This is a genomic window from Cupriavidus sp. HMR-1, assembly GCF_000319775.1.
Taxonomy (GTDB): Bacteria; Pseudomonadota; Gammaproteobacteria; order Burkholderiales; family Burkholderiaceae; genus Cupriavidus; species Cupriavidus metallidurans.
Genome location: NZ_ANKP01000095.1, coordinates 38,740 through 57,679, shown reverse-complemented (window position 1 = coordinate 57,679; position 18,940 = coordinate 38,740). Strand labels below are relative to the sequence as shown.

General features: G+C 64.2%; 21 protein-coding genes and 1 other RNA gene. 12 read left to right on the top strand and 10 right to left on the bottom strand.

Annotated features, from left to right (window positions below):
- Positions 1–318: 318 nt before the first annotated feature.
- The 9 genes from dusB to D769_RS13750 all read left to right on the top strand — a co-directional run bounded on the left by dusB (position 319) and on the right by D769_RS13750 (position 8,390).
- The gene (dusB, locus tag D769_RS13790; RefSeq protein ID WP_008646033.1) at positions 319–1,383 is read left to right on the top strand and encodes a tRNA dihydrouridine synthase DusB; all 1,065 of its coding nucleotides are present in this window, start codon (positions 319–321) and stop codon (positions 1,381–1,383) included.
- Complete coding sequence (locus tag D769_RS13785; RefSeq protein WP_008646031.1) at positions 1,380–1,613, top strand: Fis family transcriptional regulator; 234 nt, start codon at positions 1,380–1,382, stop codon at positions 1,611–1,613. The genes dusB and D769_RS13785 overlap by 4 nt, the downstream gene beginning before the upstream one ends.
- Before the next feature lie 22 nt (positions 1,614–1,635).
- Complete coding sequence (gene purH, locus D769_RS13780) at positions 1,636–3,210, top strand: bifunctional phosphoribosylaminoimidazolecarboxamide formyltransferase/IMP cyclohydrolase (protein WP_008646028.1); 1,575 nt, start codon at positions 1,636–1,638, stop codon at positions 3,208–3,210.
- A 125-nt stretch (positions 3,211–3,335) separates the two neighbouring features.
- Complete coding sequence (gene ruvC / locus D769_RS13775) at positions 3,336–3,881, top strand: crossover junction endodeoxyribonuclease RuvC (protein WP_008646027.1); 546 nt, start codon at positions 3,336–3,338, stop codon at positions 3,879–3,881.
- 114 nt (positions 3,882–3,995) lie between these two features.
- The gene (locus tag D769_RS13770; protein WP_008646025.1) at positions 3,996–5,174 is read left to right on the top strand and encodes a glycerophosphodiester phosphodiesterase; all 1,179 of its coding nucleotides are present in this window, start codon (positions 3,996–3,998) and stop codon (positions 5,172–5,174) included.
- 54 nt (positions 5,175–5,228) lie between these two features.
- Positions 5,229–5,810, top strand: a complete 582-nt coding sequence (gene ruvA, locus D769_RS13765) for a Holliday junction branch migration protein RuvA (RefSeq protein ID WP_008646023.1) — start codon at positions 5,229–5,231, stop codon at positions 5,808–5,810.
- Positions 5,811–5,877: 67 nt separating this feature from the next.
- Complete coding sequence (gene ruvB, locus D769_RS13760; protein WP_008646022.1) at positions 5,878–6,945, top strand: Holliday junction branch migration DNA helicase RuvB; 1,068 nt, start codon at positions 5,878–5,880, stop codon at positions 6,943–6,945.
- A gap of 202 nt (positions 6,946–7,147) precedes the next feature.
- Positions 7,148–7,759 (top strand): hypothetical protein, encoded by a 612-nt coding sequence (locus D769_RS13755; protein ID WP_008646021.1) that lies wholly within the window; start codon positions 7,148–7,150, stop codon positions 7,757–7,759.
- 46 nt (positions 7,760–7,805) lie between these two features.
- A complete protein-coding gene (locus D769_RS13750; protein WP_008646020.1) occupies positions 7,806–8,390 on the top strand; it encodes a YSC84-related protein in 585 nt (194 codons plus the stop codon).
- Between the two features lie 125 nt (positions 8,391–8,515).
- Here D769_RS13750 and D769_RS13745 read toward each other — a convergent pair whose 3' ends face one another.
- From D769_RS13745 to tyrS, 4 genes are all read right to left on the bottom strand, one after another.
- Entirely contained in the window at positions 8,516–9,190 is a 675-nt protein-coding gene (locus D769_RS13745) for a histidine phosphatase family protein (protein WP_008646019.1), read from the bottom strand.
- Between the two features lie 61 nt (positions 9,191–9,251).
- A complete protein-coding gene (locus tag D769_RS13740; protein WP_008646018.1) occupies positions 9,252–9,899 on the bottom strand; it encodes a YbhB/YbcL family Raf kinase inhibitor-like protein in 648 nt (215 codons plus the stop codon).
- A 33-nt stretch (positions 9,900–9,932) separates the two neighbouring features.
- A complete protein-coding gene (dtd, locus tag D769_RS13735) occupies positions 9,933–10,403 on the bottom strand; it encodes a D-aminoacyl-tRNA deacylase (RefSeq protein ID WP_008646017.1) in 471 nt (156 codons plus the stop codon).
- Between the two features lie 13 nt (positions 10,404–10,416).
- On the bottom strand, positions 10,417–11,658 hold the full coding sequence (tyrS, locus tag D769_RS13730) for a tyrosine--tRNA ligase (protein ID WP_008646015.1): 1,242 nt from the start codon (positions 11,656–11,658) through the stop codon (positions 10,417–10,419).
- A 218-nt stretch (positions 11,659–11,876) separates the two neighbouring features.
- Here tyrS and D769_RS13725 point away from each other — a divergent pair, with 218 nt between their 5' ends.
- Both D769_RS13725 and D769_RS13720 read left to right on the top strand, forming a co-directional pair.
- On the top strand, positions 11,877–13,271 hold the full coding sequence (locus tag D769_RS13725; RefSeq protein ID WP_008646013.1) for a M23 family metallopeptidase: 1,395 nt from the start codon (positions 11,877–11,879) through the stop codon (positions 13,269–13,271).
- Between the two features lie 2 nt (positions 13,272–13,273).
- Positions 13,274–14,419: an anhydro-N-acetylmuramic acid kinase gene (locus tag D769_RS13720; RefSeq protein ID WP_008646010.1), complete on the top strand. Its 1,146-nt coding sequence runs from the start codon at positions 13,274–13,276 to the stop codon at positions 14,417–14,419.
- Positions 14,420–14,508: 89 nt separating this feature from the next.
- On the opposite strand, the gene erpA is transcribed toward D769_RS13720, so the two are convergent.
- The 5 genes from erpA to rplM all read right to left on the bottom strand — a co-directional run bounded on the left by erpA (position 14,509) and on the right by rplM (position 17,313).
- The gene (gene erpA / locus D769_RS13715; RefSeq protein WP_008646009.1) at positions 14,509–14,877 is read right to left on the bottom strand and encodes an iron-sulfur cluster insertion protein ErpA; all 369 of its coding nucleotides are present in this window, start codon (positions 14,875–14,877) and stop codon (positions 14,509–14,511) included.
- A 108-nt stretch (positions 14,878–14,985) separates the two neighbouring features.
- Positions 14,986–15,480 (bottom strand): polymer-forming cytoskeletal protein, encoded by a 495-nt coding sequence (locus D769_RS13710; protein WP_008646006.1) that lies wholly within the window; start codon positions 15,478–15,480, stop codon positions 14,986–14,988.
- A 23-nt stretch (positions 15,481–15,503) separates the two neighbouring features.
- Positions 15,504–16,202: a DUF6776 family protein gene (locus D769_RS13705; protein WP_234706931.1), complete on the bottom strand. Its 699-nt coding sequence runs from the start codon at positions 16,200–16,202 to the stop codon at positions 15,504–15,506.
- Positions 16,203–16,477: 275 nt separating this feature from the next.
- On the bottom strand, positions 16,478–16,870 hold the full coding sequence (gene rpsI, locus D769_RS13700) for a 30S ribosomal protein S9 (RefSeq protein WP_008646004.1): 393 nt from the start codon (positions 16,868–16,870) through the stop codon (positions 16,478–16,480).
- Positions 16,871–16,884: 14 nt separating this feature from the next.
- Positions 16,885–17,313, bottom strand: a complete 429-nt coding sequence (rplM, locus tag D769_RS13695) for a 50S ribosomal protein L13 (protein ID WP_008646003.1) — start codon at positions 17,311–17,313, stop codon at positions 16,885–16,887.
- 759 nt (positions 17,314–18,072) lie between these two features.
- On the opposite strand from rplM, the gene D769_RS13690 reads away from it, so the two are divergent.
- Positions 18,073–18,495 (top strand): OsmC family protein, encoded by a 423-nt coding sequence (locus D769_RS13690; RefSeq protein ID WP_008646002.1) that lies wholly within the window; start codon positions 18,073–18,075, stop codon positions 18,493–18,495.
- A gap of 82 nt (positions 18,496–18,577) precedes the next feature.
- Here D769_RS13690 and rnpB read toward each other — a convergent pair.
- Positions 18,578–18,918, bottom strand: an RNA gene (rnpB, locus tag D769_RS30680) — RNase P RNA component class A.
- Positions 18,919–18,940: the final 22 nt, after the last annotated feature.

Genomic DNA, 18,940 nt, shown 5'->3' with positions numbered 1-18,940 from the left:
CGTGGGCGGCCCGATGGCGGCCCACGCCCGTGGCGCGTCGCTCGCAGCACTGGCCTGCGTGGCGCCGCTCAAGCACGCGCTGGCGCGGCAGATGATGTACGGCGCACGCGGCTAGTCGATATTTGCCAGGCGGCTCCCCGACGGCCCCTTTGCGGGGCCGTCTTCATGATATTTGCTCATTTCTTGAGCAACCGTACCGGATTGGCGGTAAAATCCCGCCCTCGCACATGACCCGACTTGCGCCGGCCCCAAGGCTTGGCAGGGGCATGTTTTTGCATATCGCCAGCTTCGCCTGAACGCACCCAACACCGTTCCATCGTGCAGATCGGTCCGCACCAACTTCGCAACAACCTGTTCGTCGCCCCCATGGCCGGGGTGACCGACCGGCCCTTCCGCCAGCTTTGCAAGCAGCTTGGCGCGGGCTACGCGGTGTCCGAGATGGTCGCGTCGAACGCCCAGCTCTGGAAAAGCGAAAAGACCATGCGCCGCGCCAACCATGCCGGCGAGGTGGAACCGATTTCGGTGCAGATCGCAGGCGCGGAGCCGTCGATGATGGCCGAGGCGGCCCGCTACAACGTGGACCGCGGCGCCCAGATCATCGACATCAACATGGGCTGCCCGGCCAAGAAGGTCTGCAACGTGGCCGCCGGTTCGGCGCTGCTGCAGAACGAGCCGCTGGTCGTGCGCATCGTCGAGGCCGTGGTGGCCGCCGTGGGTGACCGCGTGCCCGTCACGCTGAAGATCCGCACCGGCTGGGACCGCGAGCACAAGAATGCGCTGCGTGTGGCGCGTATGGTAGAAGACGCCGGCATCAGCATGCTGACGATCCACGGCCGCACGCGCGCCGATCTCTATCATGGCGAAGCCGAGTACGAGACGATCGCCGCCGTCAAGTCGTCGATCCGCATCCCCGTGGTCGCCAACGGCGACATCACCACGCCGCAGAAGGCGCGACATGTGCTGGCCGTGACCGGCGCCGACGCGATCATGATCGGCCGGGCCGCGCAGGGCCGCCCCTGGCTGTTCCGCGAGATCGAGCACTACCTGAAGACGGGCGAACTGCTGCCCTCGCCAGAAGTGGCCGAGATCCGCGCGATCATGAACCATCACCTTGCGGACCACTACGCGTTCTACGGCGAGTTCACCGGAGTGCGCACCGCCCGCAAGCATATTGCCTGGTACACGCGCGGCCTCAAGGGCGCGAACCTGTTCCGGCATCGCATGAACACACTGGAATCCACCGACGCGCAACTCGCGGCCGTCAACGCATTCTTCGACGAACAGGCTGCAATCTCCGACCGCCTGGTCTATGTCGACGAGAATGCCGCAGCGGACGACGACGCGCTCGACAACAACAAGAAACGGGAATTGCTTGCCGCATGAGCCGCAACGCCATCGACCAATGCATCCGGGATAGCCTGGATACCTACTTTCGCGATCTGGACGGCGAAGTGCCGTCCAACATGTACAACATGGTGCTGGAGGCCGTGGAGCGGCCCCTGCTGGAAGCCGTGATGACGCGCGCCGAGCGCAACCAGTCACTGGCAGCCGCGTATCTCGGCATCAACCGCAACACCCTTCGCAAGAAGCTGCAGCAACACGGTTTACTTTGAATTTGACGCATTCCCCACAGCCATGATCAAGCAAGCTCTTCTCTCCGTTTCAGACAAAACCGGCATCGTCGACTTCGCGCGCGAACTCAATGCGCTTGGCGTCACGCTGCTTTCCACCGGCGGTACCGCCAAGTTGCTGGCCGAGGCCGGCCTGCCTGTCACGGAGGTGGCCGATTACACGGGCTTCCCCGAGATGCTCGACGGCCGCGTGAAGACGCTGCACCCGAAGGTTCACGGCGGCATCCTGGCCCGTCGCGACCTGCCGGAACACATGGCAGCCCTGGCCGAGCACAACATTCCGACGATCGACCTGCTGGTGGTGAACCTGTACCCGTTCCAGCAGACCGTGGCCAAGGATGACTGCACGCTGCCGGACGCCATCGAGAACATCGACATCGGCGGCCCGACCATGCTGCGCTCGGCGGCCAAAAATCACCGCGACGTGACCGTGATCGTCGATCCGGCCGATTACGCGGTGGTACTCGGCGAGATGCGCGCCAATGGCAACAGCGTCGGCTACGACACGAACTTCCGCCTGGCTACCAAGGTGTTCGCCCACACCGCCCAGTACGACGGCGCGATCACTAACTACCTGACCAGCCTCGGCGCCGACAAGTCGCACCAGGCCCGCAGCGCCTATCCGCAGACGCTGAACCTGGCCTTCGAGAAGGTCCAGGAAATGCGCTACGGCGAGAACCCGCACCAGTCGGCCGCGTTCTACCGCGACCTCAAGGCCTTCGACGGCGCGCTGGCCAACTACGTGCAGTTGCAGGGCAAGGAACTGTCCTACAACAACATCGCCGATGCCGACGCCGCGTGGGAATGCGTCAAGTCGTTCGACGCCGCCAACAGCGCCGCATGCGTGATCGTCAAGCACGCCAATCCGTGCGGTGTGGCGGTTGGCGCGAACGCGCTGGAAGCCTACGACAAGGCCTTCAAGACCGACTCGACCTCGGCCTTCGGCGGCATCATCGCCTTCAACGTCGAACTGGACGAAGCTGCCGCACAAGCCGTGGCCAAACAGTTCGTGGAAGTGCTGATCGCCCCGTCGTTCAGCGCGGCCGCGCGCAACGTGTTCGCCGCCAAGCAGAACGTGCGTCTGCTGGAGATCCCGCTGGGCAAGGGCGTGAATCAGTACGACCTGAAGCGCGTGGGCGGCGGCCTGCTGGTGCAGGGCCCGGATGCGCGCAACGTGCAGCCGTCCGAACTGCGCGTGGTGACGCGCCGTCACCCGACGCCGAAGGAAATGGACGATCTGATGTTCGCCTGGCGCGTGGCCAAGTTCGTCAAGTCGAACGCCATCGTGTTCTGCGGCAACGGCATGACGCTGGGCGTGGGCGCGGGCCAGATGAGCCGCGTGGACTCGGCACGCATCGCCAGCATCAAGGCCCAGAACGCCGGCCTCACGCTGGCGGGTTCGGCCGTGGCATCGGACGCGTTCTTCCCGTTCCGCGATGGTCTGGACGTGGTGGTCGACGCTGGCGCGACTTGCGTGATCCAGCCGGGCGGCTCGATGCGCGACGATGAAGTGATCGCCGCCGCCGACGAGCGCGGCATCGCCATGGTGCTGACCGGCACGCGCCACTTCCGCCACTAAAACGGTAGCGAGGGCACACCGCTGCCCTCGCCCCGGCGCCTCTCCCGCGCTACGGGAGAGGCGCGCAACCCCTCCCCTGCGGCGTAATCCTCTACACTACGCCCATCTCCCCCTGCCCTTGCTTCATGCGTATTCTCGGCATTGACCCCGGTTTGCGAACCACTGGCTTTGGCGTGCTCGAAAAGCACGGCAACAAGCTCGCCTACGTCGCGTCGGGCACGATCCGCAGCAATGGCGAGACCAGCCTGCCCGAACGCCTGAAGACGCTTTACGACGGCATCTCCGAAGTCGCGCGGACCTACGCGCCAGACTGCGCGGCGATTGAAAAGGTCTTCGTCAACGTCAATCCTCAATCGACCCTGCTGCTCGGCCAGGCACGCGGCGCGGCGATCTGCGGGCTGGTCGGGCAAGGGCTGCCGGTGTTCGAATATACCGCGCTGCAGCTCAAGGTGGCCGTGGTCGGATACGGCCGGGCCAACAAGGAGCAGGTTCAGGAGATGGTGATGCGGCTGCTGTCGCTGTCCGGCCGTCCGAGCTCCGATGCGGCCGATGCGCTTGGCGTGGCGATCTGCCATGCCAATGGCGGCGACACGCTCGGCACGCTGGCCGGGCTGGCGCCTGAGCTGGCGCGCAAGGGAATGCGCGTGCGGCGCGGCCGGCTGGTCGGCTGATTCGTCGCCGGCGGACCGACGCCGATCGATTGCCATTTTCAGAGCAACGCCTACGGATGACCGCTACGGCCGGCGCTTACAATCGTCGTTCGTGACACCGTCAGGAATGCTCCGATGCACCATCCGTTCATCACCCGATTCTCGCTTGCCGCGCTGACCGCCGGCCTCGTTGCCGGCTGCGCGGCGCCACCTCGTGCGCCCACGTCCACGGCTGCGCCGGAGGTGCCATCCACGGCATCCGTTCCCACCGGCGCCGCGCGGAAGCCCGTGCTGATCATCGGCCATCGCGGCGCCAGCGCGCTGCGGCCGGAACACACGCTGGCGTCCTATCAGAAGGCGATCGACGACAGCGCCGACATCATCGAGCCCGATCTCGTGGCAACGAAGGATGGCGTGCTGGTGGCACGGCACGAGAACGACATCACGGGTACCACCAATGTGGCCGAGGTGCCGGAGTTCGCGGACCGCAAGCGTGTGAAGGTCATCGACGGCGAGCGTCTGACCGGCTGGTTCACCGAGGACTTCACGCTGGCCGAACTGAAGACGCTGCGCGCCCGTGAGCGGATTCCGAAGCTGCGTCCCGCCAATGCGAAGCTCAATGACCAGTTCGAGATCCCGACATTCGACGAAATCCTGAAGCTCGCCGAGCTGGCCGCCATGAAGCGTGGACGGTCGGTTGGGATCTATCCCGAACTCAAGCATCCCACTTACTATCGCGGTATCGGCCTGCCGCTGGAGGAGCGACTCGTAACCGCGCTGCAGGGCAGCGCCTACGCGAAGACCGTGCCGGTCTATGTGCAGTCGTTCGAAGCCACGCCGCTGCGCACCGTCAAGCGATTGCTGGGTAATTCGATGCCCAACGTGATGATCGTCCAGCTTATCGGCAATCCGCGCAGCCGTCCCGCGGACTGGCGTCTGGCAGGTGATACGCGCACGTACGCCGACATGATGAAGCCGATCGGCCTGCGCGAAGTGGCCACCTACGCCAACGGCATCGGCCCCGAGAAGAACAGCGTGATCCCGCGCGACGCCAACGGCAATCTCGCCTCGCCGACCGCGCTGCTCGCCAACGCTCACGCGGCGGGCCTGGTAGTGCATCCTTACACATTCCGGCCCGAGAACGCGTTCCTGCCGAAATCGCTGCGTGCGCCCGGTGACGATGCCACGCGCAACCCGGCCGGCATGATCAGCGAGATCCAGACTTTCGCAGCCGCGGGTGTCGACGGCGTATTCACCGACGACCCGGCGCTGGGTCGTCGCGCCGTGGATCCACCCGCCAACGGCGGCCATTAAGCACGCTCGCCGCGCTACACTTGCGGCCAATTTCGCTTCTTCATCGCACCCACCATGATCGGACGTATCGCCGGCACCCTGCTCGAAAAGAATCCCCCGCATCTGCTGGTCGACTGCCATGGCGTCGGCTACGAGATCGATGTGCCGATGAGCACGTTCTACAACCTGCCGGCGATCGGCCATCCCGTAACGCTGCTGACCCAGCAGATCGTGCGGGAGGACGCGCACCTGCTCTTCGGCTTTGCCACGGCCACCGAACGCAATACGTTCCGGGAGCTGATCAAGATCACCGGCGTCGGCGCGCGCATGGCGCTGGCCGTGCTGTCTGGGCTTTCGGTACCGGAACTGGCACAGGCCGTGACGATGCAGGAAGCGGGCCGGCTGACCAAGATCCCGGGCATCGGCAAAAAGACAGCAGAGCGGCTGCTACTGGAGCTCAAGGGCAAGCTTGGCGCGGATCTGGGCCATGCTCCCGGCGCCACCCCGGTGGCCGATAGCGCCATCGACATCCTCAACGCGCTGCTCGCGCTCGGCTACTCGGAGAAGGAGGCCGCGCAGGCCATCAAGCAGGTGCCGGCCGGCACCGGCGTGTCCGACGGTATCAAGCTCGCGCTGAAGGCGCTGTCGAAAGGCTAAGGACGCACCGCGAACGGCTCGGGGCGGGGGCGCAGCGTAGAATGGCGGCAAATTGCTTCTGACTGCCATGATTGAAACCGACAAGCTGACCGGCGCCGACCGCCTGCCCGACCGCGTGATCTCGGCCACGCCCGCTTCCACGCAGGAAGAAGCGTTCGAGCGGGCGCTACGGCCCAAGCTGCTCGACGAATACGTCGGCCAGGAGAAGGTGCGCGGCCAGCTCGACATCTTCATGCACGCGGCCCGCAAGCGCCGCGAAGCACTGGACCACGTGCTGCTGTTCGGGCCTCCCGGCCTGGGCAAGACCACGCTGGCCCACATCATCGCGCGCGAGATGGGCGTCAATCTGCGCCAGACATCGGGGCCGGTGCTCGAACGCCCGGGCGATCTGGCCGCCCTGCTGACCAATCTCGAAGCCCACGACGTCCTCTTCATCGACGAAATTCACCGGTTGTCGCCGGTGGTCGAGGAAATCCTGTACCCGGCGCTGGAGGACTACCAGATCGACATCATGATCGGCGAAGGCCCGGCGGCCCGCTCGGTCAAGCTCGACCTGCAACCCTTCACGCTGGTGGGCGCCACCACGCGCGCCGGGATGCTGACCAATCCGCTGCGCGACCGTTTCGGCATCGTGGCGCGGCTCGAGTTCTATACCCCGGACGAGCTCGCGCGCATCGTCGCGCGCTCGGCACAATTGCTGAATGCCGCCATCGACCCGGCCGGCGCATTGGAAATTGCCCGCCGCGCGCGTGGCACGCCCCGGATCGCCAACCGGCTGCTACGTCGCGTGCGCGACTTTGCCGAGGTGAAAAGCGACGGAACAATCACTAGAGAGCTGGCCGACGCCGCACTGGAGATGCTCGACGTGGATAGCGTTGGCTTCGACCTGATGGACCGCAAGCTGCTGGAAGCCGTGTTGCATAAATTCGACGGTGGCCCGGTCGGCGTGGACAATCTGGCCGCAGCGATCGGCGAAGCCCGCGACACGATCGAGGACGTGCTGGAGCCCTACATGATCCAGCAGGGCTACCTGCAGCGGACCCCGCGAGGACGTATGGCGACAGCCGCCGCCTACCGCCATTTCGGGCTGGCATCGCCCCGCGACGGTGGTGCCGAGCCCGCCGAAGGGCTCTGATTTTCCGCATCCCGCCCAAGGCCGTTCCACGGCCTTTTTTTTGCGCCTCCAGATGCCCCGGCGACCGTCGGGCGCGCCATTTAAACGTTTTAGCACCCCGTCGCAAATTTTTTCGAAGTGGATTGCTGGCCTCTGGCCGCTTGTCCACAATGGCTGCATCCCCTTTAATTACAGGTGCGCGTTTGCGCCATAAGGATCAGAAATGAATTTGCGAGCCAAACCAACTTCCCTGATCTCCGTACTTGCCGCGGCGGCCGCCCTGGCGATCGGCGCGACGGGCGTGGCGCACGCGCAAAAGCCGCAGGCAAAGACACCTGCGCCGATCGGCGTGGCCGAGGAAGCCGTGGTCAGCGGCAAGGTGGTCGATGTCGATCCGCAGTCGAAGGCCGTACTCGTCCAGGGCCCGCGCGGCAATCTGGTCGAACTCGTGGCTGGCGATGAAGCCAAGAACATCGGCAACGTGCGCAAGGGCGATATCGTGACGCTCACGCGCGGCGCGGCAGTGGTGGCGGCGCTCCAGCCGGTGGACAGCAAGGACACTCCGCTGCTGGAGCAGGTGGAACGCGTTTCCCACGCCGCCGAGGGCGGCAAGCCTGGCGTGATGCGTGAAATCACGACCACGATCACCGCTCAGATCACCAAGGTAGACGTGGCAAAGCGTATGGTGACCTTCCGCGGCCCGCGTGAAACCCTGCGTACCGTGAAGGTGCAGGACCCGAATATCGACCTGGCGAGCATTAAGCAGGGCCAAATGGCCAAGATTGTTGTGCGCGAAGTGGTGGCCATCACCGTCAAGTCGCCGAATGCCGGCTGATTTTCAGCCGGAGAATCCACCTGCCATCCCAATCAGGAGAACAACAATGAATCGACGCAACTTTGTCACCCGTATGGCAGGTTCCGGCCTGCTCGTCGCTACCGCCATGGCTGCAGGTTGCACGACCACGGGCTCCAGCGATTCGAAAGACGCGGCTGCTCGGCGTCAGGAAATCGATGCTGGCGCCGAGGGCGCGCTGAACCGGCTGTTCACGTCGGTCGATGGTTCGCGCGAACTGGCCAATAAGGCGCAGGGCATTCTGGTGTTCCCGCGCGTGCTGGCCGGTGGCCTGGTGATCGGCGGCGAGTACGGCGACGGCGTGCTGCGCAGCAAGGGCGCGAATGTGGGTTACTACCGCACGATCGCCGCGTCGTTCGGCCTGACGGCTGGCGGCCAGTCGCGCTCGGTGATCATCATGTTCATGACGCCGGAAGCCTACAACAAGTTCTTGCAGGCCAAGGGCTGGACGGCTGGCGTCGATGCCAGCGTGGCACTGGCCAAGGTCGGCGCGAACGGCAAGGTGGATACGGTTACGGGCCAGCAGCCGGTGATCGGCTTCGTCCAGACCAATGCCGGCCTGATGTTCGACGTTTCACTGGACGGGTCCAAGATCAGCAAGCTGGACCTGTAATTCGCAGGGTCTCTCCTCCTCTGCGATTGGACAACTCCCGGCCGTGGCCGGGAGTTTTTTATTGCACCGACGCTCGCGGCTGGACGCCCGGGCGTAGTCCGGAGAATCGGATCAGGTAGATAGGATCAGGGGACGCGTCGATCGACTTCGTCCAGCGCCAGCGCCTCTAGGTGGCTGACGTCGGCCCATTGCAGCAGCGTAAGGTGGGCGGTGTCGCACCGCAGGCGGTTGACGCTGGCATTGAGCAGTTCGTGCTCGCGCGGCGCTTCGAGGGTCATGCCCGCCGCCTCGCGGTAGAGGCAGTCGAGCACGCCGCCGTGCGCCACCAACGCGATGCGCTCGCCAGGATGGCGCCGCGACAGATACAGCGCCACCTCGACCGCCCGGTCGTGGAACTCGCGCAGCGATTCGCCCTCGGGCGGCGCGTAGTCGGGCACGCGCGCCTGCCAGCGCGCGAAATCCTCAGGGCGCTTCTCCGCCACTTCAGCGTAGGTCATCCCCTCCAGATCGCCATAGCAACGCTCCCGCAGTCGACGCTCGGGCCGCACCTGCAAACCCAGCGTCTCGGCCAGCGGCGCCGCCGTCTGCATGGCACGACCCAGGTCACTCGAATAGACCGCGTCGATCGGCTCGCCGGCCAGCGCCTCGGCCAGCGCGCTCGCCTGGGCGCGGCCAGTGTCGTTCAGTGGGATGTCGAGCTGGCCCTGCAGCCGCCGCTCGCGGTTCCAGGCCGTCTCGCCATGGCGAATCACGATCAGGTGGGTGTAGGCCAGCGATTGCGGGCCAGTGCTTTGCGACATTGCCGATTCCTCGGGGGGCGACGGTTCGGGCCGGGTCTGACGCCCGGCGGGGCGAACGAGGTTACTTCACGAGCCTCGGGTTAAGGGTGTATGTACCGGTCAGGCTGGCCTCGGCCAGGACATGGCCCTGGATCGCGCGGCGCACGTCGGCACCGGTGAACTTGCCTTCGACCGGAACGCGGTCGATATCGAGCGCGTACACGGTGAATACGTAGTGGTGAATGATCGAATCGTTCCACGGAGGGCACGGGCCGTCATAGCCGAAGTAGTCGCCCTTCATATCCGCGTCACCGGCGAACCAGCCCGTGTAGTCGTTCAGGCCGTGGCGCAGGCCGCCAGCCGTGGCAGTACCCACCAGCGCCTCGGGGCCCGGCTTGCCTCGCGCGATCACGCCGTCGCTGTGCGAGCCTGCCGAGATCGTGTGTAGACCGGGCGGAACGTCGATCAGCACCCAGTGGAAAAAGTCCACGCGCGGCAGCGATTCCGGAACCTCGCGGCCTTCCTGGTTGACGTCGTCGCCCTTGCTCGGCACATCGCGGTCATGGCAGATCAGCACGAACGAACGGGTGGCGGCGGGCACGTCATCCCAATGCAGATCCGGGTTGCGGTTGCTCGACAGCGCGACATGACTGGCCGCGTCGGGCACGCAAAACGCAAACTCGCCGGGAATCGGCGCATTGTCGGCAAAGGCCTTGCTCCAGAGTTTCATGGGGATCTCCTTGGGTGTCGATCTCGGGCGACGTCAGGCATTCGCTGCCGGTGGCACGCGCAGCCAGAACGTCACGGGACCATCGTTGGTCAGGCTGACCTGCATCATCGCGCCGAACTCGCCGGTCTGCACCGACGGATGCGCGGCGCGGGCGCGGGTCACGAAATGATCGTAAAGGCGGCGGCCGTCCTCGGGCGCGGCGGCCGGGGTGAAGCTCGGCCGGGTGCCGCTGTTGGTATCGGCAGCCAGCGTGAACTGGGACACCACGAGTAGCCCGCCTGCGGTGCCCTGGCCGTCCATGTTCTGCACCGGCAGGTTCATCCGCCCTTCCGCGTCGGAAAACACACGGTACGACAACAGCTTGGCCAGCAATCGCTCGGCCTGCGCCTCGGTGTCGCCGCGCTCGGCACAGACCAGCGCCAGCAGGCCCGCGCCGATCTCGCCGGTGGTGCGACCATCCACAGTCACGCGCGCCTGCGAAACGCGCTGGATCAGGGCGATCATCGCGGGCCCGGGCTCAGGAAAGCGTCACGCGCGCGAAGCGGCGCTTGCCCACCTGCACCACGTACGTGCCGGCGGCCACCTTGGTCGCCTTGTCGCTGACCACGGCACCATCGATCTTCACGCCGCCCTGCTCGATATTGCGGTTGGCCTCGGAGGTCGACGGCACGAGATTGGCCTGCTTGAGCAGTTGCGCGATGCCCAGCGGCGCGCCTTCGAGGCTCACGGCCGGGATGTCGTCGGGCACGCCGCCACGGGCGCGATGATTGAAGTCCTCGAGCGCCTTCTCGGCATCAGCCTGGCTGTGGAAACGCGTGACGATCTCCTGGGCCAGAGCCACCTTGCAGTCGCGCGGGTTGCGGCCCAGCGCCACTTCGTTCTTCATCAGGTCGATCTCGCTCATCGGGCGGGACGACAGCAGCGTGTAGTACTGCCACATCAGTTCGTCCGAGATGCTCATCAGCTTGCCGAACATGTCGTTCGGGGCCTCGGTCACGCCGATGTAGTTGTTCTTGGACTTCGACATCTTCTCAACGCCGTCCAGCCCCACCAGCAGCGGCATCGTCAGGATGCACTGCGATTCCTGGCCGTACTCCTTCTGCAGCTCGCGACCCACCAGCAGATTGAACTTCTGGTCGGTGCCGCCCAGCTCCAGATCCGACTTCAGCGCCACGGAATCGTAGCCCTGCATGAGCGGATAAAGGAACTCATGGACCGAAATCGGAATCCCAGACCGGAACCGTTTGGTGAAGTCGTCGCGCTCCATCATCCGGGCCACGGTGTACTTGGCCGCGAGCTGGATCATGCCGCGGGCGCCCAGTGGGTCGCACCACTCGCTGTTGTAGCGGATTTCGGTACGTGCCGGATCGAGCACCAGGCTGGCCTGGCGGTAGTAGGTCTGGGCGTTGGCCTCGATCTGCTCCCGGGTCAGCGGCGGGCGGGTGGAATTGCGGCCCGAGGGATCGCCGATCGTCGACGTGAAATCGCCGATCAGAAAGATCACCTGGTGGCCCAGATCCTGGAGCTGGCGCAGCTTGTTCAGGACCACGGTGTGGCCCAGATGGATGTCGGGCGCGGTCGGGTCCAGGCCAAGCTTGATCCGCAGCGGCACGCCGGTGGCCTCGCTGCGGGCCAGCTTCTGCAACCATTCGGATTCAACAAGGAGCTCGTCGCAGCCGCGCTTGGTGATCTCCAGTGCGCGCATCACCGACGGCGTAAGTGGATAGTTGGCCGCGGCGGCCGGGGACACTTCACTCATGACGTAAGTCTTTGAAATCTATAAAGAATTTGCGACGGACAATCAGATTCGTTCTGGTATAATCCGCGCTTTGCGCCAGACGGGATAAACCGTCGGCCAACCGTCATTCTAGGCGGCATACAAACAACGCCCGCACCGCACCTCGGGGGAGGAAGGCAGACGACACATATCGTCGCGGCAGCGGCCCTAGGTAATACGGAAAGCTTGAATTCTACGTGATGTGGTCTAGTCTCCGCGAAGTTTTCGCGCGCGAGCTGGTGGTACTCGTCGACCCTACCAATCCCCAGCACACGCGTCGCCGCAAACAATTGACCGTCGCCGTTGGCACGGTATTCACCCTTGGCATGGCTGCAGCCATGGGCGTCGCCCCGCGCAATGCCTTCGATGATCCGCTGGCCCCGCGCGTCGAGCAGGCCCTGCGGATGCCGGATGTGCGCCAGCAACTCGAACTGCTCACCGAGACGGATGAGCAGAGTGTCTACGTGCGTCAGGAACGAATGCAGCGCGGCGACACCATCTCCACGCTGTTGCGCCGGCTCGGCGTCGACGATCCCGACGCGCAATCGTTCATCCTCAAGAACCCGACCGCCCGTGGCCTGTTCGGCCTGAATCCCGGCCAGACGGTGCAGGCCGAGATCGACGACAGCAATCTGCTGGTCGCGCTGCAGGCCAACCTGGGCGGCGACGCCGCGAGTTCCCGCGAACTCGTGGTCGAGCGCGTGGCCCCGCAGAAGGACGGCGGCGACTACACGTACAGGGCGCGTATCGCTTCAGTGGACAACGACGTGCACTACGAGATGGCCTCTGGCGCCATCGAGAACAACGGCTTCTTCAAGTCGATGGACGCGGCGAACGTGCCGGACGAGATCGTCAGCCAGATGATCTCGATCTTCTCGGGGGTCATCGACTTCCACCATGACATTGCCCGTGGCGACCGTTTCCGCATCGTCTATGAAGCCGGCTTCCGCGACGGCGCCTTCGTGCGCAACGGCCGCGTGGTGGCGATCGAACTGATCAACCGGAACACGCTGTACCAGGCGCTCTGGTATTCGCCCACGGACGGCGAACCCGGGGCCTATTACACGTTCGACGGCCGCAGCATGAAGCGCCCGTTCCTGCGTTCGCCGGTGGAGTTCTCGCGCGTCTCGTCGGGCTTCGGCGGCCGCGACCATCCGCTGCATCACAAGTGGGCGCAGCACAAGGGCGTCGACTTCGCCGCCCCCACGGGCACCAAGGTGTTCGCCTCGGGCGAAGGCACGGTAGAGTTCGTGGGCCAGCAGAACGGCTACGGCAACTTGATCATCCTGCGACATGCCGGCGGCTATTCGACTTACTACGCCCACCTGTCCGGCTTTGCCGGCCTGCGTGACGGCCAGCACGTCGGCCAGGGCGAGGTGATCGGCTACGTCGGGTCCACCGGCTGGGCTACCGGGCCGCACCTGCATTACGAATTCCGCTACAACGACGTGCCCCAGAATCCGCTGACGACAACACTGATGGAAGCGCCCACGCTGACCGGCAAGTCGCGCTCGGAATTCCTGAACTACACGAGCGCCATGCTGAGCCGGATCAACATGCTGCGCACCTACAACGTCCTGACGGCCAGCAACTGACCATGCCCGCCTCCCCGCAGTCCAGCGAGATGTTTATCGGCCTGATGTCCGGCACCTCCATGGACGGCGCGGACGGCGTGCTCGTCGACTTCTCCGGCGCACAGCCGGCAGTGCTGGCAGCCGCCCATACACCGTTCCCCGCGCCGCTGCGCGAGGCCTTTGGCGCCCTGCAGCAGCCCGGTGACGATGAGGTCCATCGCGAAGCACTGGCATCGAACGGCCTGGCCCGGGTCTACGCCGATTGCGTGGCAACGCTGCTCCGGATGGCCAGTGTGACTGCCGGCAGCGTGGCGGCCATCGGCGCGCACGGCCAGACGATCCGTCACCGGCCGGGCCAGTACGATGGCATTGGATATACCCGACAGAGCCAGCACCCGGCGCTGCTGGCCGAGCTAACGGGCATCGACGTGGTGGCCGACTTCCGCAGCCGCGATGTCGCGGCCGGCGGGCAAGGCGCGCCGCTGGTGCCGGCGGTACACGCCGCGCTGTTCGGCGCTGTCGACGAAACGCGTGTGGTCTGCAACATCGGCGGGATCTCGAACATCAGCATCCTGCCTGCGGCTGGCACCGGGCGCCCGGTGACGGGGTTCGACTGCGGCCCGGGCAATGCGCTGCTCGACGACTGGGTTCATCGCCACCGTGGCACGCCCTACGACGATGGTGGCGTGTGGGCAGCCAGTGGCAAGGTCGACGAAGACCTGCTGGGCCAGATGCTCGCCGAACCCTACTTTCGCGCGTTGCCACCCAAGAGCACCGGGCGCGACCTGTTTCATCCGGGGTGGCTGCAGTCGCTGCTTGACGCATATGGCAATGCTGCCCAGCCGCAGCCGGTGGACATCCAGGCCACACTGGCCACGCTGACGGCCACGGCGATCGCCCAGGACGTGCAACGGTATGCGCCCGAGGCGCGGCGGTTGATCGTATGTGGAGGCGGTGCGCACAACGACTTCGTCATGACGACGATGGCGAGGCAGTTACCGGGTGTGCTGGTGCAGACAACGGCCGATTTCGGGGTGCCAGTGTCGCAAGTGGAAGCCATCGCGTTCGCATGGCTGGCACGGCAGTGCACGCGCCGCGCACCAGGCAACGTGGCCACCGTCACCGGTGCGATGGGGCCGCGCGTGCTTGGCGCCATCTATCCGCGATAGGCTGCGCGCTGATCCGGTCGAGTTGTCGACGGCCCGAAAACAAAAAAGCGCACCGACTGGTGCGCTTTTTTTGGGGGGACGAACCCGGCTCAGACCGAGAACGACGAACCGCAACCGCAGGTGGTCGACGCGTTCGGGTTCTTGATCACGAACTGCGCGCCGTTGATGTCTTCCTTGTAGTCGATCTCGGCGCCCACCAGATACTGGTAGCTCATCGAGTCAATCAACAGCGTGACGCCGTTCTTGACCATCGTGGTGTCGTCTTCGTTCACATCTTCATCGAAGGTGAAGCCGTACTGGAAGCCCGAGCAGCCGCCACCCTGCACAAACACGCGCAGCTTCAGTTCGGCATTGCCCTCTTCCTCGATCAACTGCTTGACCTTGTCGGCTGCGCTGTCGGTAAAGACGAACGGTGCCGGCACGTCCTCGGTTGCGGGTGCCTCTGCGACTGCGTTCATGGGAATCTCCTGGTTAGATACGCCCGTATTCTAAGCGTTACTGACAAATCGTGCCGAAACCCCTTGTTTTCAAGGGGCTCTGGGCCCTCGGGGTACCGCTTGCTTCACTCAGGCCGGCACGCCCGCGCCTTCCGGCGCCTTGTCGTTATCGGCTGCCTGATCCGACGCCGTCGCCTCGCCATTATTGGCCGGCGCATCAGTCTTGGCTTCCGCGGAGGGAACGAGGTTCGGCAGCGCCCTCACCTCGGTTTGCGTCAGTGGCACAAGTCGACCTTCGACGATTGCGCCCTGGTGCATTTCGAGCGCTGCATAGCGCACCTCTCCATACACCCTCGCGTGCGGCTGCAGTTCGAGCAACTCCACGGCATGCACCGGACCGGTCACGGTGCCGTTCAGGATCAGGTGGTCCACACGGATCTCGCCCTCGACAATCCCTTTCTCGCTGATCACGAGCATGCTCGACTTGCCTTCGGCAGCGATCACGTTGCCACGCACCCGACCATCGAGACGAAGCCCCCCGGAAAACGTCACATCGCCTTCGATCGTGGCACCCAGCCCGATCAGGGTGTCGATGGACAGGCCTTTCTTCTTCGAAAACAGCATGCTTTCTCTCCTTTTCGCGCAGACTAGGGCGTAGCCGACTGCGTTGCACGGACTTGGCCGTTCTGGACGATGCGGACCATGACGGCACGTACTTCGACGCCCTGCGGAACCATCAGATCGCCTTCAATACGCTGGTAATGTGTAAGCCTCACTTTTGGCAACGGCGGATCCCCCGGTTGTGGCAAGGTCAATGCCAACGGCTTGCCGTCGCGAACCGCCGAGATAGTGAACTGTAGCTCACCCATGAAATCCGGCTGCTCGACGAAGGCCTTGGACCCACCCTGCATCGCAAGCAGCCGGTAGTGCACGGCACGCGGCTGGGCCTCGTCCAACGCGACCCGGAAACTCCGCACGTGGATGCCCGAGGTGTCCCCGCTGGCCGGGAGCAGCGATTCGAAGAATCCAAGATCCTCCTTGAGCTGCCCGACATCGGCTTCGGCTGTCTTGAGCTGCTGGGCCAGCCGCTCCTGCGCCGCGCGCGCCATCTGCAACTCCGCGCCGGCGGTATTCGCGGTGGCCCGCAGTCGATCGCGCTCTCCAGTGATATCGACCAGTTGCTGCTGCAACCGCGCGATCTCTTCGGAGCGATTCGTGACCGATTTGGCAGCCGGCTTGCCGGCGCGGCGGCCCATTTCATACATCCCCGCCGCCAACGCACCCCCGACCAGAAGCAGCGCGACCACAAGTACCCAGACGCGCCAAGGCCGTTGCTGGCGGATCACCGCCGTATGCGAGCGCAAGCCGCGGCGCGGCCGTAGCGGCCGGTACGTCAAGCCCATCGTGCCATCCCTCGACCCATTGTTCGCCCCCTCATTCCGCAGGCCGGTGATTGTATCGCTGGCTGGTCAGCGCGCGGATGAAAATTGTAGCAATCGGCATACATGGGCCGTGCCAACGTTTGACCTGGGCTTGCTTTGGACGAAAAAAAACCGCACGCCAGGGCGTGCGGTTTTTCTGGATTTGCCGGCTCCGCTTGGCAGAACCTGGCAAATGCGCATTAGCGCTTCGAGAACTGCTTGCGGCGACGTGCCTTGTGCAGACCGACCTTCTTACGCTCGACTTCACGGGCGTCACGCGTAACGTAGCCTGCCTTCGACAGGGTCGGCTTCAGCGTGGCATCGTAGTCGATCAGGGCGCGGGTGATGCCGTGACGGACAGCACCGGCCTGGCCGGTTTCGCCACCACCGGTCACATTGACCTTGATGTCGAACGTTTCGGCGTGAGCGGTCAGCTCCAGCGGCTGGCGCACGATCATCAGCGAGGTTTCGCGAGCGAAGTACTCTTTGATGGGCTTGCCGTTGACGATGATATCGCCCTTGCCCGACTTGATGAAGACACGAGCCACGGCGCTCTTGCGGCGGCCAGTACCGTAATTCCAGTTACCGATCATGGATATTGGCCCCTTTAGATTTCCAGCACCTTGGGCTGCTGTGCGCTATGCGGATGTTCGGCTTCGGCATAAACCTTCAGCTTCTTGATCATCGCGTAGCCCAGCGGACCCTTAGGCAGCATGCCCTTAACAGCCTTTTCCAGGGCGCGACCCGGGAAACGCTGCTGCATCTTGCCGAACGTGGTTTCGTAGATACCGCCCGGGTAACCCGAGTGACGGTAGTACTTCTTGTCCTGTTCCTTGGTACCCGTCACGCGCAGCTTGGCCGCATTGACGATGATGATGAAATCACCAGTATCGACGTGAGGAGTGAATTCCGGCTTGTGCTTGCCGCGCAGTCGGCGTGCCACTTCGCTGGCAACACGGCCGAGGACTTTGTCCGTCGCGTCAATCACGTACCAGTCGCGCTTTACCTCTGCAGGCTTGGCGGAAAAGGTCTTCATGATTTTTCCTGAATTTTGAAAACTGCCCGAGGTGACGGTCGCCGTTTTAGCGTCCTGTCAATCGGCCGGCCCTTTGGACCTGACCTTCCTGCTTGTATCTGCAGGCTCTCCCTGACTTCTTTCCGGGGGCAATGACCGGAAAAGTCGGCCATTATACGGGCTGTCGAGTCGATCGCACAAGCAAAGTTGTGGCTTTTCGTCAAGATGGCCAGTGGCCAGCAAAGGGCCATAGAACTGGATGGGCAGCCTGCGTCACGATTTCGCCGGGCCGCCCTTGCAAAAGACGAAAAAAAACCCAAGTCGGTTGGACTTGGGTTCGAATCCACCAAAGGAGGAGGGTGGAGGAGACACCGGGCGATCGACGGGGCCGGTCCTGGCGGGCGGTGCGACGAGCGATTTGGGTACGTTACCGACTTTCGCTTTCGCACTCTGGCGCGCTCTCATGCGCCGTCGTTCGATGGATTGAATTATACATATCGGCACAGCCGTTGCAAGAAAATTTGCAGTGCGAAATGCGATACCGCAATATGAAATTGCGGATAGATCATATCGAATGCCTCACATTCCTTATTAAACAAGGAGTTGAGTGTGAATCCACAAGGTCTCGCAGGCATCGCATTAGAGGAAACCCTCAGAATTTCGCGGGAAATGGCATGGTCGGAGGCCAATTCCCGCATGTCATATACTCACGAAATGCAAGATGCGTGATCGCGCGGTGATGCGCGAAAACACACAAACCAGAACCGAGGAACGAAAAAAATGGAATGCAAAGTGACATGGATGGGGCCGGAGGGCATGAGCTTCGTAGCCCAGACCGGCAGCGGTCACATCGTGGCGATGGATGGCGCACCTGACGGCGGCGGCAACAACCTGGCGCCCCGGCCCATGGAAATGGTGTTGCTGGGCACCGGCGGCTGCACGGCATATGACGTGGTGCTGATCCTCAAGCGTGGCCGCCAGGACGTGCGCGGTTGCAGCGTCAAGCTGGAAGCCGAGCGCGCCGAGACCGACCCGAAGGTGTTCACGAAGATCAACTTCCACTTCACCGTGACCGGCCGCAACCTGGATCCGGGCAAGGTCGAACGCGCGATCGAGCTGTCGCACGAGAAGTACTGCTCGGCCTCGATCATGCTGGCCAAGACGGCCGAGATCACGCACACGATGGAAATCGTCGAAGGCTGACCGTCTTCGTGCAAGCCGGGCGAAAGCATCCGTCCCGGCCAAATAAAAACGCCCGGCGCAATGCCGGGCGTTCGCGTATCTGAAGCAAAGCAGGCCGATAAGCCGGATTCTGTGCGCCCCGCACGCCTTGCGGCGCCCGGAACGTGACAACCATTCCTCTAGGCCGACCGTTACCGGCCGGCTCCAGCTCCCTACCCGCAGACTCGGCGGGCCGCTTCATCGTCTGCCTATTTGGGATTGCTCCAGGTGGAGGTTACCGCGTTTCACCCTTCCCGCCAGCCGAAGCCGGCGGCAAGACTCGTCTCTGTGGCCCTATTCCGCACGTTACCGTGGATGGCTGTTAGCCAACACCCTGCCCTGTGGAGTCCGGACTTTCCTCCCCTTGCACCTTGCGATGCAAGCAGCGATTGTCTGGCCTGCTTTGCGGCCCGCAGTCTAACACCGA

What these genes read in the sequence shown, in the direction of transcription:
- D769_RS13785 (WP_008646031.1), top strand. Translation starts at nt 1,380, where the DNA reads ATGAGCCGCAACGCCATCGACCAATGCATCCGGGATAGCCTGGATACC.
- purH (WP_008646028.1), top strand. Translation starts at nt 1,636, where the DNA reads ATGATCAAGCAAGCTCTTCTCTCCGTTTCAGACAAAACCGGCATCGTC.
- ruvC (WP_008646027.1), top strand. Translation starts at nt 3,336, where the DNA reads ATGCGTATTCTCGGCATTGACCCCGGTTTGCGAACCACTGGCTTTGGC.
- D769_RS13770 (WP_008646025.1), top strand. Translation starts at nt 3,996, where the DNA reads ATGCACCATCCGTTCATCACCCGATTCTCGCTTGCCGCGCTGACCGCC.
- ruvA (WP_008646023.1), top strand. Translation starts at nt 5,229, where the DNA reads ATGATCGGACGTATCGCCGGCACCCTGCTCGAAAAGAATCCCCCGCAT.
- ruvB (WP_008646022.1), top strand. Translation starts at nt 5,878, where the DNA reads ATGATTGAAACCGACAAGCTGACCGGCGCCGACCGCCTGCCCGACCGC.
- D769_RS13755 (WP_008646021.1), top strand. Translation starts at nt 7,148, where the DNA reads ATGAATTTGCGAGCCAAACCAACTTCCCTGATCTCCGTACTTGCCGCG.
- D769_RS13750 (WP_008646020.1), top strand. Translation starts at nt 7,806, where the DNA reads ATGAATCGACGCAACTTTGTCACCCGTATGGCAGGTTCCGGCCTGCTC.
- D769_RS13745 (WP_008646019.1), bottom strand. Translation starts at nt 9,190, where the DNA reads ATGTCGCAAAGCACTGGCCCGCAATCGCTGGCCTACACCCACCTGATC.
- D769_RS13740 (WP_008646018.1), bottom strand. Translation starts at nt 9,899, where the DNA reads ATGAAACTCTGGAGCAAGGCCTTTGCCGACAATGCGCCGATTCCCGGC.
- dtd (WP_008646017.1), bottom strand. Translation starts at nt 10,403, where the DNA reads ATGATCGCCCTGATCCAGCGCGTTTCGCAGGCGCGCGTGACTGTGGAT.
- tyrS (WP_008646015.1), bottom strand. Translation starts at nt 11,658, where the DNA reads ATGAGTGAAGTGTCCCCGGCCGCCGCGGCCAACTATCCACTTACGCCG.
- D769_RS13725 (WP_008646013.1), top strand. Translation starts at nt 11,877, where the DNA reads ATGTGGTCTAGTCTCCGCGAAGTTTTCGCGCGCGAGCTGGTGGTACTC.
- D769_RS13720 (WP_008646010.1), top strand. Translation starts at nt 13,274, where the DNA reads ATGCCCGCCTCCCCGCAGTCCAGCGAGATGTTTATCGGCCTGATGTCC.
- erpA (WP_008646009.1), bottom strand. Translation starts at nt 14,877, where the DNA reads ATGAACGCAGTCGCAGAGGCACCCGCAACCGAGGACGTGCCGGCACCG.
- D769_RS13710 (WP_008646006.1), bottom strand. Translation starts at nt 15,480, where the DNA reads ATGCTGTTTTCGAAGAAGAAAGGCCTGTCCATCGACACCCTGATCGGG.
- rpsI (WP_008646004.1), bottom strand. Translation starts at nt 16,870, where the DNA reads ATGATCGGTAACTGGAATTACGGTACTGGCCGCCGCAAGAGCGCCGTG.
- rplM (WP_008646003.1), bottom strand. Translation starts at nt 17,313, where the DNA reads ATGAAGACCTTTTCCGCCAAGCCTGCAGAGGTAAAGCGCGACTGGTAC.
- D769_RS13690 (WP_008646002.1), top strand. Translation starts at nt 18,073, where the DNA reads ATGGAATGCAAAGTGACATGGATGGGGCCGGAGGGCATGAGCTTCGTA.